Raw genomic sequence first — 17261 nt, 5'->3', positions numbered from 1 at the left:
CTAAAGTCGCTCCTACAGGCACTCCCACAAGCTACTCAACCGTTTCCCATCCGCGTCGCCGTGAATCGCCATCCCGATTTCTCCTGTGCGTCACATACCGTCGCAGTGAATGCAAAATATTTTTAATTTCAGTCAGACCCCCGTCGTTTAGTGACCGAGCAGGTGCGACTTGAGTCGTCTACTCGTAGGAAACCGCTTCGCAATGGATGCGAATCCTCGACCAGCTGCCACAAGAGCCGGCGGTCATCCAGATCACAACGTACGGAGTAGGTCAGATATGAAATCCGATCAGGTCAGGCTGGGGAGCCTGGGTCGCTGGGACCGCACCCAGTGGCGTGCTTGCGCATCGATCATGGTGTTGGGCTTGGCGCTGGGCTTCGGTACGCCGGCCCAGGCCGAGGCGACCCGGGTGAACATTCCCGCCAGCTCGCTCAACGACGCCCTCACCGCACTGGGCCGCCAGACCGGCTTGCAGTTGCTGTTCGAGCCGGGCCTGGTCAGCGGCAAGCGCTCGGCGGCGGTGTCCGGCACCATGGAGCCGACCCAGGCGCTGGACCTGCTGCTGCGCAACGCAGGCCTGTCGTACCGGATCGACGACGGCACGGTGATCATCACCCCGGCCAGCGCGGCCTTGGACCTGGGCGAGCCGGGCGCCATCGAACTGGGCGCCACGAGCATTTCCGGGCAGGGCATGGGCGAGGCCACGGAGAACTCAGGGTCCTACACCACAGGTTTGGTGTCGATCGGCTCGAAGACCCCGGTCAGCCTCAAGGACACGCCGCAGAGCGTGTCGGTCGTCAGCAAGCAACTGATCGACGACACCCGCAGCACCAGCCTGCCCGATGCGATGAAACGTGCGCCGGGCATCACCGTGCGCAACGCCAACTACAACACCCAGGCGTTCTATTCGCGCGGCTTCGGCATCGACAACGTGCAGATCGACGGCGCCGCGCCGATGGACATCGGCACCGGCGTGGGCACCTTCTACAGCGAGCGCCAATACGACCTGGCCGGCTACGACCACATCGAAGTGCTGCGTGGGGCGACCGGCCTGCTGGGCGGCACCGGCGACCCGGGCGGCATCCTCAACCTGGTGCGCAAGCGCCCCATGGACCAGTACCAGCTCAAGTTCGAGACTTCGGCCGGCTCGTGGGACAACTACCGCAGCGAAGTCGACGTGACCGGGCCGCTGGCCTTCGACGGCAAGCTGCGCGGCCGCATGGTGGCCGCTTACACCGACCGTCACTACTTCCAGGATGTGCGCGCCACCGAGCGGCCGTTTCTCTACGGCATCCTCGAGGCAGACGTCACCGACGATACCATGCTGACCTTCGGCGGCAGCTTCGATAAGCAGAAGGAAACCGGCACCGGCGACGGCTTGCCGCGCTATCCCGACGGCAGCGACGCGCACTTGCCGCGCCACACCTGGTACACCACCAAACAAGGGTGGGCCGATAGCGCCACGCGCGAGTGGTTCGCCAAGGTCGACCACCACTTCAACGAAGACTGGAAGCTCAACGCCTCCTGGACCGACTCCTACAACTCGTCGAACACCGAAGGCGTCAACCCGTACGGCTGGATCGACCAGTCCAACGGCAGCCCCTACTGGTGGGGCAGCTACGTGCGTAGCTTCAGTAAACAGCAGGTGTTCGACATCAACCTGTCCGGCGCCTTCGAAGCCTTCGACCGTCGCCACGAACTGCTGGTCGGCGCCGACTGGCAGAAAGTGTCCAGCCGCTGGCGTGCGGCGGGCGGCATGGTGGGCAAAGGCGGCCTGATCGACATCTGGGACCCGAAATCCACGCCCTTGACCAGCGACGAGTCCAACCATTCGTTCTGGCGCGACTATTCGCCTAACGGCCGGGTGCAGTACGGGCTCTATTCGACATTGCGCCTGCAACTGACCGACCCGCTGAAGCTGGTGGTCGGTGCCCGTGCGCAGCGTTACAAGTTCGAGCAGGACTACTCCAGGCGTAATTCGGACGGCACCGGTGAATGGGTCAAGGACCCCGAGGACTATGTCTTCGATCGCGTGCCGACCAAGGTGGTCCCGTTCGGTGGCCTGATCTATGCCCTGGACGACCAGTGGTCGACCTACCTCAGCTATGCCGAAGTCTTCAAGCCGCAGTCGTTGAGCTTCCAAGGGCCGGAAGAGGCCAAGACGTCGATCGAGCCCATGGTCGGCAAGACCTATGAAACCGGCATCAAGGGTGAGCTGTTCGGGGGGCGTCTGAACGTCAATGCCGCGCTGTTCTACATCAAGCGCGAGAACCAGGCGGTGCGCGATCCGGCCTATCAAGGGGCAGGGGCGATCTACAGCGGCGCTTGCTGCTACCTGGCTTCGGACGAAGTCGTCAGCAAGGGTATCGACCTGGAAGCGACCGGCGAGATCATGCCGGGTTGGGAAGTCCTGGCGGGCTATACCTACAACCGGGTAGAGAACAACACCGAGGAAACCCTCTACAGCAGCATCACGCCCAAACACCTGCTCAAGCTCTGGACCACCTACACCTTGCCCGACCAGTTGTCCGACTGGCGGGTCGGTGGCGGCGTCAGGGCGCAGAGCGCCGCCTACGTGAACGGCACTTCCTACGACCTCGACCAGGACACGGGCGGCGTGCTCAGCGAGCGCTCGTTCAAGTTCAACCAGGCCGGACATGCCATCTACGATGCGATGGTGGAATACCGGGTCGACGACAACTGGAGCGTTGCCCTCAATGGCAACAACCTGTTCGACCGTCGCTACTACTCGGCGGTATATAGCAGCCAGTACGGCAACTACTACGGCGAACCGCGCAACTTCATGCTGACCCTGCGCGGCACCTTCCACTGACACCCCGTTCACGCACACACGAAAGGGCCGCATTGCGGCCCTTTCGCATGTCAGGAAGCGAGAATCGGACCAACGCCCCACGGACGTCCATCGCCGAGATGAACTCCCCCCCCCGGCGGCCCTGTTGGAGCGGCCAGCTCGATGCTCCGATTAGCCGCGATGGACGGCCCCGCGCTGACCTGTAGGAGCGGCCGGCCGGCGCTCCGGTTTAGCCGCGATGGGCGGCGAAGCCGACCCAGGGCCATCGAATCCACCTGTGTGAACCCACAGGCTGCATACCCTCGCGGGCGTGGCAGTTATTGCAGTCATTACCGCCGTTACCGGCATTACCGGCATTTTGGGTCGGCTTCGCCGCCCATCGCGGCTTAAGCCGTTCCTACAGGGGGCCTTGCTCACAAAGGCTGCGATGTAGTCCATCGCGGCTGAACGGAGCGCCGAGCCGGCCAATCCTACAAGTGCTGTTGCTGTGCCCATTGTGGCTAGCCGGAACCGGGCCGCCTGCTCACACAGACGGCCGGTTGCTTTTCCGACGCCGTGACAAGCGCGTGCGGTCTGTAGGAGGGGCCGGCCCTGCACCTCAGGGCAGTACCGCCTCCGGCTGTGGCAAGTGCTCCAGCACGCTGGCGAGAAACGCTGGGTGGCTGAGGATGGCGTAGTGGTCGGCGTCGATCACACCATGCTGCACGCTGCCGGCGAAGGCTGGGTCGGTGCCCGGTGTGGCGTCGCCTGCCCACCAGCAATGGCTGTGGGCGACGCAGTCGGGCATCCGGGGCAGTTGCAACGACAGCGCCTTGAGGCGCATGCCGGTGCGGAAGGTGCGTGCCAGTTCCTCGGAGCCCACTTCACGCCAGTCACCTTCCACTTCGCGCAGCCCTTCACGCGCAGCGTCGATCACCTGCTCCAGGCGGAGCAGATCGTCGCTGGCATTGACCTGCAGCATCGGCACCGCCTCAAGCGGCACGCCCAGCACCACCGACAACAGGACGCGCAGGTCATCGGAGCAGTCATCGTCGGCCACCGACTCAGCCGACGTTTGGGGCACGAGGCTGTCTCCAGGCTCAGCCGACGTTCGGGGCACGAGGCTGTCTCCAGGCTCAGCCGACGTTCGGGGCACGAAGCTGTCTCCAGGCTCACCCGTCACCTGCGGCACGAAGCTGTCCACCAGCGCGGCGAACGTCACGCGCTGGCCCTGGCCGATCAGTTCCTGCGCCACCATCGACACCAACGGCCCACCCAGCGACCAGCCGAGCAGGTGATAGGGCCCGTGCGGCTGTTTCTGGCGGATGTATTGCGCATAGTCGATGGCCATCGCTTCCAGGGATTCGTCCTGCCACTGGTCATCGAGCAGCATGCGGCATTGCAGGCCGTAGACGCTGCAGCGGCCCTCCAGTCGGCGGGCCAGCGCGTCATAGTCGAACACTGTGCCGAAGCCCGCATGCAGGCAGAACAGCGGCGTGCTGTCGGGCACGACGCTGTTGAGCGACAGCACCGGGTCCAGACTGCGTTCCGGCGCCGAGTAGCCCGACAGCTCGGCGATGGTCGGCTTGCCCATCAGGTCGCGCAGTTTCAGTTGCAGGCCCAGTTCAGGTTGGCTGCGCACCTTCGACAGCACCTTGAGCACGCGCAGCGAGTCGCCGCCGAGCTCGAAGAAGTTATCGGTCACACCCACCTGCTCGACCTCCAGCACCTCCTGCCAGATCTTCACCAGCCCCGCCTCCAGCGCGGTGCGCGGCGCCACGAACTCGCGGCCTTTGAAGTCCGGTGCAGGCAATGCCAGGCGGTCGACCTTGCCGTTCGGGTTGAGCGGCAGGCGCGCCAGCACCTGGATCTGCGCGGGCACCATGTAGTCCGGCAGTTCCGCGCGCAGGGCTTCGCGCAGGGTGGCCCCCAGGCGCGGGTCCGTCGCAGCCACATAGCCGATCAACTGCTTGCCGGTGCCGCCGGTGTGCGCGACCACCACAGCGTCCTGCACGCCGGGGCAGTCGCGCAGGCGGGCTTCGATTTCGCCCAGCTCGATGCGGAAGCCGCGGATCTTGACCTGGTTGTCCAGCCGCCCGAGGTAGTCGAACACCCCATCGGCGCGCTGGCGCACCAGGTCGCCGGTGCGGTACAGGCGTCCGCCCTCGGCGAACGGGTCGGCGACGAAACGCTCGGCGCTCAGGCCCGGGCGTCGATGGTAACCGCGGGCCAGGCCCTGGCCGCCGATGTACAGCTCGCCGGCGACGCCTGCGGGTACCGGGTTCAAGGCCTCGTCCAGCACGTACAGGCTGCGCTCGCCGACGCGGCTGCCGATGGGCGCGTAGACCGCGTCGCAGGCACCGTCGGCTTCGACCTTCCACAGCAGCGGGGTGACCACCGTTTCGGTCGGGCCGTAGCCGTTGGTCAGCCACTGCGGTTTGAGGGCCTGCTTGACCAGCTCGAAGTTGGCCTCGGCCACCGCATCGCCGCCGAAGCAGTAGATCGATACCGGTGGCGGTGCCTGTTCCTGGCTGAGCGCGAATTCGCCGAGCTGTTGCAGGTACGCCGGCGGGAAGCAGGCGATGCTGATGCGCTGGGCATGCAGCACCTGCCAGGTGTCTTCCGGTGTCCACAGGCGGTGGTCGCGCAGCACCAGTTGCCCGCCGTGGGCGAGGGTGGTCAGCCAGCGCTCCTGGGCCCCGTCGAAGGCGAAGGACATGAACAGCAGCTCGCGGGTCCGGCGGTCCATGGCGTAGCGCTGGGCGATGGCCTGGCAGTGCATGCGGATCGGCTCGTTGGCCACCGCCACGCCCTTGGGCTTGCCGGTGGAGCCGGAGGTGTAGATCAAATAGGCGAGGCTGTCGCCGTGCGCCCGCGCAGGCGGGCAGAGGTCCGGCAAGGCGTCGAGAGCCAGGCGGTCGAGCGACAGCACTTCGACCGAGGCGGGGCAGGCCAGGCGTTCGACGACGCTGTCCTGGGTCAGCAGCAGGTCCATGCCGGAATCTTCGACGATCCAGTGCAGGCGTTCGCGCGGGTAGTCGATGTCCAACGGCACATAGGCCGCACCGGTCTTCATCACCGCGTAGAAGGCGACGATCACCTCCACCGAACGCTCCAGGGCCACACCGATGCGCACCTCGGGCCTGGCGCCCAGGCCGATCAGGTACTGGGCCAATTGGTTGGCCCGGCGTTCGAGCATCGTCCAGGTGAGGTCGTGCCCGGCGCAGGTCACCGCCACCTGTTCGCCGCCGGCCAGGGCGTGGGCGCGGATCTGCTGCGCCAGGAGCGGCTGCGGCGTGGCCTGCGCGCAGCGGTTGCGCTCGGCCAGCAGCGCCTGCCCGGCAGCGTCCAGCATGGGCAGTTCGCCCAGGCGCGCTTGCGGCCTGTCGAGCATGGCCGTCAGCAGGCATTCGAAGCTTTCGACGATCAGCCGCACCGAGGTTTCACTGAAGCGCTCGCGCAGGTAGAGGAACTCGACGTTCAGGCGCGAGCCCAGTTGCACCGCCAGGTCCATGGCGAAGTTGGTGACGTCGCGGCCTTCGCTCTGGCCGAAGCGCAACTGACCGTCGCCGGCCTGTTGCAGGCGCTCGTCCACGGGGTAGTTCTCGAACACGACGATGCTGTCGAACAGCGCCTGCCCGGCGCCGCCGGCCCAGCGCTGCACGTCGGCCAGCGAGGCGTGCTCGTAGTCGCGCACATCGACGTTGTAGGCCTGCAACGCATGCAGCCATTGCGCCAGCGGCTGCTCGGGGCCGGGCCGCTGGATCACCGGCAGGGTGTTGATGAACAGGCCGAGCATGTCGTTGGCGTGCGCGAGGCTGGCCGGACGCCCGGCCACGGTGGCGCCGAAGCACACGCTGCGCTGCCCGGTGAAGCGTTGCAGCAGCAACACCCAGGTGGCCTGGATCAAGGTGTTGGGCGTGACCCGCAAGCGCTGCGCCTGCTCGCGCAGGTGCTGGGTGCGCTCGGCGTCCCAGTCCAGGTACAGCGCGCTGTGGCCGGGCGTCACGCCCGCGTCCACCGGGGGCAGGCTGCTGGCGAGCATGGTCGGGCCGTCCAGCTCGGCCAGGCGGGCGCGCCAGAACTGCTCGAGGGCATCTTGCGGCTGCGCCTGCAACCAGCGGATGTAGTCGCGGTAACGGCCGCGCACCGGGCTGGCCGGCTGGCCGTGGTAGGCCTCCAGCACCTCGCCCAGCAAGCGCGAAGTGCTCCAGCCGTCGACCAGGATGTGGTGGCTGGTCCAGATCAGTTGCAACGGGTGGTGGTCGCGCTCGACCAGGGTCAGGCGCATCAGCGGCGCGTGCAGCAGGTCGAACGGCTGGCGCGCGTCGGCTTCCAGCAGGCGCGCCAGGGCCTCTTCGCTGTCGGTGCGGCCGCGCCAGTCCAAATGCGTGACCGGCAAGCGGGCCTGGCGCTGGACGATCTGCAGCGGCTGGGCCAGGTGCTGCGCGGCCCAGAAGCCGGTGCGCAGGATGTCATGGCGGGCGATGACCTGCTCGAAGGCGGCCAGGAAGGGTTCGACCTGCAAGCCTTCGACCGGCACGCTCATCTGGTTGATGTACAGCCCGCCGTCGCCGGCTTCCAGCGAGTGGAACAGCATGCCCTGCTGCATGGGCGAGAGCGGATAGAGGTCGTCGACCTGTGCGACCGGCACCGGCAACTGCGCCAGGGCCGCCTGGTCGAGCCCGGCCAGGGGGAAGTCGGACGGGGTGAACCCACGCGGCCCCTGGGCACAGCAATGCTCGATCACCGCCAGCAGCTCGCGTTCGAAGGCGTGCGCCAGGCGCTCGATGGTGGCGGTCTCGAACATCTCTTGGCTGAAGGTGAAGGTCAGGCCCAGTTGGCCGTCGAACACCTGGCCATTGATGCTCAGCCAGTTGTCCAGCGGCGCCTCCGGGCTCTGCTCGTCGCCGCTGCCTTCGCCCGAGGGACTGAACAGCGCGCCGGCGTCGTCGTCGAAGCTGCCGTCGAACTGGCCCAGATAGTTGAAAGTGATGCGCGGCGTCGGCAGGGCGGCCAGCGCCTCGCGTTCGGCCAGGCTGCCCAGGTGGCGCAGCACGCCGTGGCCAAGGCCGTTGTGCGGCACGCCGCGCAGCTGTTCCTTGACCGTCTGGATGGCCGTACCCAGCGCAGCGCCGGGCGTCAGCGCCAAGGGGTAGAGGCTGGTGAACCAACCCACGGTACGGGTCAGGTCGATGTCGTCGAACAGCGCCTCGCGCCCGTGGCCTTCGAGCTGGATCAGCACTTTCGGCTGCGCCGTCCACTGCGACACCGCACGCGCCAGGGCGGTCAGCAGCAGGTCGTTGATCTGCGTGCGGTACGCGCTGCCGGCCTCCTGCAGCAGGCGCCGTGTGGCCTCGGCGGGCAGGCCCATGCGCACATGGCGGGCCTGGCGGTTGAGCAGCCGGCCCTGCGGATGATCGCAGGGCAGGTCGAGTGGGGCGTCGTGCAACTGCCGGCGCCAGTAGGCCAGTTCCGCGGCCAGGTGGCCCTCTTCGGCCCAGCGTTGCAAACGCTGGCTCCAATGCGCCAACGAATGGGTGCGCGCCGGCAGACGCGGGGCCTGGCCGTCGCGCAACTGGCGATAGGCCTGTTGCAGGTCGTCGAACAGGATGCGCCACGAGACGCCATCCACCACCAGGTGGTGGACCACCAGCAGCAGGCGTTGGCTGCCGTCTTCTAGGCTCAGCAGCAGCGCCCGCAGCAGCGGGCCGCAGGCGAGGTCCAGGCTGCGTTGCGCCCGGTCGGCCTGCTGGGTGAGGTCTTGCGCGGCGATGGCACGTTGCTCCAGCACAGGGTGCTCGGCCCACTGCGCTTGCAGCTCGGCAAGCTCGGTGTAGTGGCCTTGCCAGCGGCCGTCCGCCTGCTCGGCGAAGCGCAGGCGCAGGGCATCGTGCTGACCCAGCACGGCGTGCAGGGCGCGCTCCAGCAGCGCCGCGTCGAGGGGCTGGGCAGGGCGCAGCAGCACCGACTGGTTCCAGTGGTGGCGCTCGACGGCGACCTCCTCGAAGAACGCCTGTTGGATCGGCAGCAGGGTCAACGCGCCGCTGGCGGGGGGCAGTTCGACCAGCGTCTGGGCGTCCTGCTCGCGGGCCACGTTGGCCAGTTCGCGAATGCTCTGGTGCAGGAACAGTTCGCGCGGGGTGAACTGGATACCTGCCTGGCGCGCACGGCTGACCACCTGGATGGAGATGATCGAATCGCCGCCCAGCTCGAAGAAGTTGTCGTCCAGGCCGATGCCCTGGCGTTTGAGCACGGCCTCCCAGATGCCGGCGATGCGCCGTTGCAGGTCGCTGCTCGGCGCTTCGCCCGGCGCCGGCTGGTCGCCGCGCTGCGGCGCGGGCAGCGCCTTGCGATCGACCTTGCCGTTGGGGCTCAGCGGCAGTGCCGCGAGGAACACGAACAGGCTCGGCACCATGTAGTCGGGCAGGCCCTGGCGCAGCTCGGTCTTGATGTGATCGCGCAGCGTGGTGGACGCGTCTGCGGCGGCGGCCGCAGGAACCACATAGGCGACCAGTTGATGGACGTGGCCGTGGCGCTGGGCGACCACCACGCAGTCGCCGACCGCGTCGAGCGCCAGCAGGCGGCTTTCGATTTCCCCCAACTCCACCCGCAAGCCGCGAATCTTCACCTGATGGTCGGTGCGCCCGACGTACTCGATGTTGCCGTCGGCGCGGTAGCGCACCAGGTCGCCGGTGCGGTACAGCCGGCCCCCGCTGGCGAACGGATCGGGCAGGAAACGCTCGGCGGTCAGCGCCGCGCGGCCATGGTAGCCACGGGCGAGCAACTCGCCGCCGATGGTCAGTTCGCCGACCACCCCGACCGGCGCCGGTTGCCCGTGCGGATCGAGGATGTACAAGGCACGGCCCGGCAGCGGGGTGCCGATCGGCACGCTGCCGCTGCTGCCGGCCAAGCCGCGCACCCGAGGGCTGCAATCGAAGGTCGAGCAGGTCACGGTGGCTTCGGTCGGGCCGTAGGTGTTGACCAGCGCCACGTCCTGCAAGCCGGCCTCGGCCCAGGCGGCCAGGGTTTCGCCGGCCAGCGCCTCGCCACCGGCGTGCACTCGGCGCAGCGGGGCCAGGTCGCAAGGGCCGGCCTGGGCGAATTCGCGGGCCAGCATGCTGACGTAGGCGGTGGTCAGGTCGGCCATGGTGATGCGCTGTTCGCGCACCTGGGCCAGGAAGGTGGGCGCGTCCCACAGCGTTGGCCCGCGCAGCACCAAAGTGGCGCCGCAGCTGAGCGTGCCGAACAGCTGCTCGACGAAGCCGTCGAAGTTGATGGTCGAGAACTGCAGCACGCGGTCGGCAGGGCCGATGTCGAAGAAACCCTGGGTGACCAGGCTGTGCCGGGTCAGCGAGCCGCGGTCGATGGCCACGCCTTTGGGCAGGCCCGTGGAGCCGGAGGTGAAGATCACATAGGCCAGGTTCGCAGGCTCGGCGCTCGGCGCGGGGGCGCTGGCCGGCAGCGCCTGCCAGGCGCTCGGGTCGTCGAGCAGCAAGGTGCGGGTCTGCGCCGGCAGTTCCAGGGTGGCGAGCACCTCGGCCTGGGTCAACAGCAGGCCGATGCCGCTGGTCTGGATCATGTGCCGCAAGCGTTCGGCGGGGTAGGCCGGGTCGAGCGGCACGTAGGCGCCGCCCGCCTTGAGGATGGCCAGCACGCCGACCACCATGTCCAGCGAGCGCTGCACCGCGATGCCCACCAGCGCCTCGGGGCCGACGCCTTGGGCGATGAGGTGGTGGGCCAGGCGGTTGGCCCGGCGTTGCAGTTGCGCGTAGGACAGGCTTGCGCCGTCGAGCACCACCGCCGCCTTGTCGGGCGCGAGTTGGGCTTGCTGGTCGATCAGGGCGATGACGTCCGGCTCGAGCGGCAAGCGGCTGCCGACCCCGCTCCAAGCGTGCAGCAGGCACTGGCGTTCGTCGGCGGGCAGCAGCGACAGCTCGGCGATGCGCTGTTGCGGCGCCTGGGCGATGGCTTCGAGCAGCGCCGTCCAATGCCGGCCCATGCGCACCAGGGTGGCCGGTTCGAACAGGTCGGTGGCGTAGGTGAACACGCATTCCAGGCCTTGCTCGGTTTCGCGAGTGTCCAGGCTCAGGTCGCATTGCGCCGAATGGTTTTCCCACGCGATGGGCTGCACGTCGAGGTCGCTGGCGGCCGGTGCGGCGGCCGGGCGCGCGCTGTCGCTCTGGCTGTTGAACATCACCTGGAACAGCGGGTTGTAGGCCAGGTTGCGCTCCGGTTGCAGGGCCTCGACCAGTTGCTCGAACGGCAGGTCCTGGTTGGCCTGGGCGTCGAGGGCGTGCTGGCGCACCTGGGCCAGCAGGGTGGTGAAGCCTGCCTGGGCGTCGATCTGCGCTTTGAGCACCTGGGTGTTGACGAAGAAGCCGATCAGGCGCTCCACCTCCAGGCGATTGCGGTTGGCGATGGGTACGCCGACGCGGATGTCGGTTTTGCCGGTGTACAGGTGCAGCAGGGTCTGGAACGCCGCCAGTTGCAGCATGAAGGGCGTGGCGCCGTGGGCGCTGGCCAGGCGGGTGAGGCGTCGATACAGCGGGGCCTCGATGCGCAGCGCGTGGCTGGCGCCGCGGGCGCTCTGTTCGGCCGGCCGCGGATGGTCGCCGGGCAGTTCCAGCACGTAGTCGTCCGGGCCCAGGTGCTGCAACCAATAGGCCAGTTGCCGCTCGCGTTCGCCGTCGCGCATGCGCTGGCGCTGCCAGCTGGCGTAGTCCACGTACTGGATCGGCAGCGCCGGCAGGTTCGCTGGGACGCCTGCGCAGCCGGCGGCGTACAGCGCCACCAGCTCATCGACCATGACCTGCATCGACCACGCGTCGGAGACGATGTGGTGCTGGGTCACCAGCAGCACATGGTCGTCGGCGGCCACGCGCAGCAGACCGACACGCATCAACGGCCCACGGCGCAGGTCGAAGGGGCGTTGCGCTTCGGCCTGCACGTAGTCGCGCAGGTAGCGCTCGGGGTCTTCGCCGGCCGGTACCTGTGCCTTGGCGAACGGCACGGGCGCGGCGGCTTCTACGACCTGCAAGGCGCCCTGTTCGGTCTCGACCAGGCGCGTGCGCAGGCTTTCGTGGCGCTGCACTAGGGCGTCGAAGGCCGCTTGCAGGGCCGGCAGATCCAGCGCCCCGCGCAAGCGCAGCGCCTGCGGAATGTTGTAGGCGGCGCTGTCGGGTTCCAACTGCCAGAGGAACCACTGCCGTTCCTGGGCGAAGGACAACGGCAGCGCGGCGTCGCGGGCCACCTGGGCAATGGGCGTCAGCGCCTGCGGCGCCGCTTGCGCCAGCGCGGCGGCGAAGGCGCCCAGCACGCTGTGTTCGAACAGCGTGCGCAACGGCACCTCCAGGCCCAGGTCGCGGCGGGCGCGGCTGGTCACTTGCGTGGCCAGGAGGGAATGGCCGCCGAGCTGGAAGAAGTCGTCGCCCAGGCCTACCCGTTCGACGTGCAGCACCTCCTGCCAGATCGCCGCCAGGGCCTGCTCCAGGGTGCTGTTGGGCGCGCGGTAGAGCGTTTGCGCCTGGCTCACGTCGACCGCCGGCAGGGCCTTGCGGTCCAGCTTGCCGTTGGTGGTCAGCGGCAGGCGGTCGAGCGGCAGCACGTGCGCCGGCACCATGTAGTCCGGCAGCGAGGCCTTCAAGCGTTGCTTGAGTTCGCTAGGGTCGGGCCGTTCGCCTTCGGCCACCACGTAGGCGACCAACTGGTCGCCGCTCGGGCCGGGTTGCGCCAGCACCAGCGCATCGCGGATGCCGTCCAGCGCTTGCACACGGGCTTGGACTTCGCCCAGCTCGATACGGAAACCGCGGATCTTCACCTGGTGGTCGATGCGGCCGATGTACTCGATGACGCCCTCGGCGCCGAAGCGCGCCAGGTCGCCGGTACGGTACAGACGGCTGCCATCGGCGTCGAAGGGGTTGGGCACGAAGCGCGTGGCGCTCAGCTCGGCGCGGTTCAGGTAGCCGCGTGCCAGACCCGCGCGGCCGACGTACAGCTCGCCGATGCAGTTGTGCGGCACGGGGTTGAGCTGGGCGTCGAGCAGGTACCACGACAGGTCCGGGATCGGCTCGCCGATGGGGCTCGAGGTCGGGTTGCCCAGGTCGGCCAGCGACAGCGGACGATAGGTGACGTGCACCGTGGTTTCGGTGATGCCGTACATGTTCACCAGGCGCGGCGCCTGGTCGCCGAAGCGTTCGAACCACGGCGCGAGGCTGCCGACGTCCAGCGCTTCGCCGCCGAACACCACGTAGCGCAGATGCTGCGGCTGGGCATCGTTCGCCGCGGCGCAGGCCGCATGCATCAGTTGGCGGAACGCCGAAGGCGTCTGGTTGAGCACGGTCACGCCTTCGTCGCGCAGCAGGGCGTGGAAGTCTTCCGGCGAGCGGGTGACGTCTTGCGGGACGATCACCAGACGGCCGCCGTAGAGCAAGGCGCCGAAGATTTCCCAGACCGAGAAGTCGAAGGCGTAGGAGTGGAACAGGGTCCAGACGTCCTGCGCGCCGAAGTCGAACCACTGCGCGGTGGCGTCGAACAGGCGCATGACATTGCGGTGGGCGAGCAAGGTGCCTTTGGGCAGGCCGGTGGAGCCGGAGGTGTAGATGACGTAGGCGAGGTTGTCGGGCGATACGACGACGTCCGGGTCGTGTTCCGGCGCTTCGATGGCGGCGCCATCCAGCGCCAGGGTGGCCAACTCGGTCGGCAATGCCAGGCGCCGCAGCACCTCGCCTTGGCCGAGCAGCAGCAGCACGGCGCTGTCGCCGAGGATGTGCGCCAAGCGCTCGGCCGGCGAGTGGGGGTCGAGCGGCACATAGGCGCCTCCCGCTTTGAGGATGCCAAGCATGCCCACCAGCATCTCGAACGAACGCTCGCAGGCCAGGCCCACCAAGCGATCCGGGCCGACGCCTTGGGCGATCAAACGATGGGCCAGGCGGTTGGCGCGGCGGTTGAGCTGGTCGTAGCTCAAGTGCTCGCCGGCCAGGCTCAAGGCGATGGCGTCGGGGCGCAAGGCCGCTTGCCGCTCGATCAGCCGATGCAGGCAGTGCTCGACCGGGAACGTCTGCGGCGCCGGGTTCCACTGCGCCAAGGTGGCGCGGCAGGCGTCGGCGCCGAGCAAGTCCAGTTCGCCGACCCGTTGCTGCGGGTCGCGCACGATGCTGCGTAGCAGGTTGTGCCAATGCGCGGCCAGGCGCTCGGCGTCGGCGGCATCGAACAGGTCGGTGGCGTAGATCAGCGTGGCGCGGATGCCTGCGTGGGAATCGTAGGTGTTCAGAGCCAGGTCGAACTGCGCGGTCTGGCTGCTCCAGTCGAGCGGCTCGATGCGCAGGCCGTCGTGGGCGGCCGTCTGCGCGCCGGCCTCGGCGGGGTCGGCTGCCAGATGGTTGTAGACCACCTGGAACAGCGGGTTGTGGCCGAGGTTGCGCTGCAGATGCAGGGCCTCGACCAGTTGCTCGAAGGGCAGGTCCTGGTGCGCCTGGGCGCCCAGCGCACGTTGCCTGACCTGGGCCAGCAGGTCGGTGAAGGGCCATTGCCCGTCGACCTCGGCGCGCAGCACCTGGGTATTGACGAAGAAGCCGATCAGGCCCTCGGTCTCGACCCGGTTGCGGTTGGCGACGGGCACGCCGACGCGGATGTCGGACTGCCCCGAGCAGCGGTGCAGCAGGGTCTGGAACGAGGCCAGCAAGAGCATGAACAGGGTCACGCCCTGCTGTTGCGCCAGGGCCTTGAGCGCCTGGGCCAGGGCAGCGTCCAGGTCCAGCGTCAGCCGCTCGCCGCGGCCGTCGCGCAGGGCCGGGCGGGCGCGGCTGGCGGGCAGTTGCAGCACCGGTTGCTCGTCGCCCATCTGTTCCAGCCAATAGGCCAGTTGCGCGTCGCGGCCGCCGGCTTCCATCCAGTGGCGTTGCCACAGCGCGTAGTCGGCGTACTGGATCGGCAGCGGCGGCAGTGCCTCGGCGCCGGCGTAACCGGCGATCAACTCGCGCACCATCACCTGCATCGACCAGGCGTCCGAGACGATGTGATGCTGCACCAGCAGCAGGACGTGTTCGTCTTCGCCCAGGCGCAGCAGGCGCACGCGCAGCAACGCCTCGTTGGGCAGGTCGAACGGCTCGGCGATGGCGGCGGCGACGAAGGCCTGCAAGCGACTCTCCGCGCTGCCGGGGCCGAGCGGCAGGGGCAGTTGCTCGATGACGATGCGCGCTTGGGGGTCGACCACCTGATGGCGTACCCCGTCGCTTTCCACGAAGCGCGTGCGCAGGCTCTCATGGCGCGCCAGCAGTGCGTCGAAGCTTGCCTGCAACGCTTGCACGTCGAGCGCGCCGCGCAGGCGCAGGGCGGTCGGCAGGTTGTAGGCGGTGCTGGTCGGGTCCAGCTCCCAGAGGAACCACTGGCGCTCCTGGGCGAACGACAACGGCACCTGGGCGAAGGCCTGGCGGGTTACCGGGATCGGCAAGCGGGCGACGTCGATGCCCTTGCTGAGCATCTGCCGGTACAGCGTCTTGCGCGGCGCGCTGGGCAGTTTGACGAAACGCTCGATCAGCTCGGACAGGGCTTTGCTTTGCATCATTGGGTCTCCAGCTCATCGAGCAGGTCGAACAGGTCGTTCAGTTCGGTTTCGGTGGTGGCGGCAGCGGGCGCCGGCAGGCGGCGGGCGAAGTCTTCCAGGCTGGCGCTTTCGAACAGCGCCGCCAGCGGCGCCTCGATGGCCAGTTCCAGTTGCACCCGCGAGGTCACCTGGGTGGCCAGCAGGGAGTTGCCGCCCAGGGCGAAGAAGTTGTCGTCCAGGCCCACGCGCTCGGTTTTCAGCACGGCCTGCCAGATGCTGGCCAAAGCCTGTTCGAGGGCGCCGGTCGGGGCGCGGAAGCATTGCTGCGGGCCGCCCACTTCCAGGCGCGCCAGGGCCTTGCGGTCGAGCTTGCCGTTGGCGTTGCGCGGCATCCGTTCGAGCACCTGGTACAGGGCCGGAGCCATGTAGGCCGGCAGGCGTGCCTTGAGGAAGTCGCGCAGGGCGTCCAATGCGCCGGGGCCGGCGGCGCCCGGCGCATCGAGGGTGAGGAAGGCCACCAGGCGCTTGCCCAGGGCGTGCTCGGCGACGATCACCGCCGCTTCGCGGACGCCGTCGAACTGGCCGATCTGCGCTTCGATCTCGCCCAGCTCGATGCGGTAGCCGTTGACCTTGACCTGCTGGTCGACGCGGCCGAGGTACTCCAGCGCGCCGTCCTCCTTGCGCCGGCGCGCCAGGTCGCCGGTCTTGTACAGGCGCTCGCCCGCTTGCAGGGCGAAGGGGTTGGGCACGAACACCGCCACGCTCTTGGCCGGGTCTGCGCAGTAGCCGCGGCCCACGCCGACGCCGGCCACGCAGAGCTCGCCGACCGCGCCGTCGGGCACCGGGTCGAGGTAGTCATCGAGCAGGTACAGGCGGTTGTTGTCGGTGGGGTAGCCGATGGGGATGTGGGCGCGCGTGGTGCTGGCCGCGTCGATGCGGAAGAACGCCACGTCGTCCGAACACTCGGCCGGGCCGTAGGCGTTGACCAACGGGATGCACGGGTAGCGCTGCAACCAGGCGGCGGCGGTTTCGGCCGGCAGCGCTTCGCCGGTGGGCAGCAGCCAGCGCAGCGCGGGCAGCTCGGCCTGGGTCTCTTCGAGCAGGGCCTGGATCAGCGCCGGGACGATCTCCAGCACGCTGACGCCGCGCTCGCGCACCTGGCGCAGCAGTTCGCTGGGGTGGCGCGACACGGCATCGGGGAAGATGCGCACCTGGGCGCCGCACAGCAGGGCGGTGAGGAACTGCCACACGGAAATGTCGAACGACTGCGAGGCGGTCTGGGCGATGACGTCGCGCTCGTCCAGTTGCAGGTACGGCAGCTTGCTCAGCTGGTTGTTGAGCATGCCGGCCTGCTCGACCATCACGCCCTTGGGCTGGCCGGTGGAGCCGGAGGTGAAGATCACGTAGGCCAGGCTGTTGGGCGCGCTGTACACCCCCGGGCGGCCATCGCCGGCGCCGAGGGCTTCGAGTTCCTCCCAGACCAGCAGGCGCACCGGGTGCGCGACGCCGGCCAGCAACTGCTCGGCGCGGGCCTTCTGCCGCGCGGTGCAGAGCAGGGCCGGGGTGCGGCTGCGGGCGAGGATGTCGCTCAGGCGCTCGTCAGGATGGCTGGGGTCGAGCGGCAGGTAGCCGGCGCCGGCCTTGAAGGCGCCGACGATGCCCGCCAGCAGCGCCAGGCTGCGATCGGCCAGCAACGCCACCGCCTGGTCCTGGCCGACGCCCTGGGCAAGCAGGGCCTGGCCGACACGGTTGGCCTGGCGGTCGAGTTCGCGGTAACTCCACTGCTGTTCGTCGCAGGCCGCGGCGATGGCCTGGCCACGGCGCTCGACCTGGGCTTCGAACAGCTCGACGAACGAGCGGTCGAGGGCATGCGCGGCGGCGCTGTGGTTGTGTCGCAGGGCGAAGGCGTGTGGGTCGCTCGGCGCT

Annotated in this window: 2 protein-coding genes and 1 pseudogene; 1 reads left to right on the top strand and 2 read right to left on the bottom strand. The window is 68.6% G+C overall.

Annotation, left to right across the window (positions count from 1 at the left end; translation table 11 throughout):
- Window positions 1-277 precede the first annotated feature (277 nt).
- Window positions 278-2833, top strand: a complete 2556-nt coding sequence (locus tag AA0Z93_RS04255) for a TonB-dependent siderophore receptor (protein WP_413046254.1) — start codon at window positions 278-280, stop codon at window positions 2831-2833.
- 577 nt (window positions 2834-3410) lie between these two features.
- Here AA0Z93_RS04255 and AA0Z93_RS04250 read toward each other — a convergent pair.
- The gene (locus AA0Z93_RS04250; protein ID WP_413046255.1) at window positions 3411-15353 is read right to left on the bottom strand and encodes an amino acid adenylation domain-containing protein; all 11943 of its coding nucleotides are present in this window, start codon (window positions 15351-15353) and stop codon (window positions 3411-3413) included.
- Window positions 15353-17224 (bottom strand): annotated as a pseudogene (locus tag AA0Z93_RS04245) (amino acid adenylation domain-containing protein); the annotation flags it as partial. The gene AA0Z93_RS04250 and the pseudogene AA0Z93_RS04245, both read right to left, overlap by 1 nt.
- Window positions 17225-17261: the final 37 nt, after the last annotated feature.

The sequence above is a fragment of the Pseudomonas phoenicis genome, from assembly GCF_047302395.1.
Classification (GTDB): domain Bacteria; phylum Pseudomonadota; class Gammaproteobacteria; order Pseudomonadales; family Pseudomonadaceae; genus Aquipseudomonas.
Note: the sequence above shows the minus strand (reverse complement) of the source record. Positions and strands in the feature narration are given on the sequence as shown.

Bases quoted from the DNA above. Each gene is read 5' to 3' on its own strand.
- AA0Z93_RS04255 (WP_413046254.1), top strand. From the start codon at position 278: ATGAAATCCGATCAGGTCAGGCTGGGGAGCCTGGGTCGCTGGGACCGC.
- AA0Z93_RS04250 (WP_413046255.1), bottom strand. From the start codon at position 15,353: ATGCAAAGCAAAGCCCTGTCCGAGCTGATCGAGCGTTTCGTCAAACTG.